Annotated in this window: 1 protein-coding gene; it reads left to right on the top strand. The window is 37.0% G+C overall.

Annotation, left to right across the window (positions count from 1 at the left end; translation table 11 throughout):
* Positions 1 to 446, top strand: a 446-nt coding sequence (locus tag IV88_RS08995; protein ID WP_157059343.1) for an IS110 family transposase, incomplete at both ends; no start/stop codon positions are given.

The raw sequence follows: 446 nt of genomic DNA on the forward strand, positions 1-446 counted from the left end.
CTAACTTCTTTCGATAACATCGTTATCGGACTAGAAGCCACTTCTGTTTATGATATTCATCCGGCTATGTTTTTTCAGCTAGATGAGGATTTAAATCAACTACCATTGTCTGTAACAACGCTCAATCCTAAATATACTTATCGATTCAGCCAACTATTTGATGATGATAAAACTGATCAAAATGACGCTCTGCACATTGCTGATTACTTAAGAATGGAACATTATCAAACTCCTGTACTTCGTCAAGAAGAATATCTCGCTCTCCAACGCCTAACTCGCGAACGGTTTCATATTGTTGGCCAAATAACGGACTGTAAACATCATTTTCTCAATAATTTATTTTATAAATTAAATCGAGCAGAAGCTGAATTACCGACCTCAGTATTTGGTTCCGCGATGATGGAGGTTCTAACGAACCGCTATTCATTAGACGAAATTTCGGAAAC

It is taken from the genome of Pediococcus argentinicus (assembly GCF_001437605.1).
GTDB classification, from domain to species: Bacteria; Bacillota; Bacilli; order Lactobacillales; family Lactobacillaceae; genus Pediococcus; species Pediococcus argentinicus.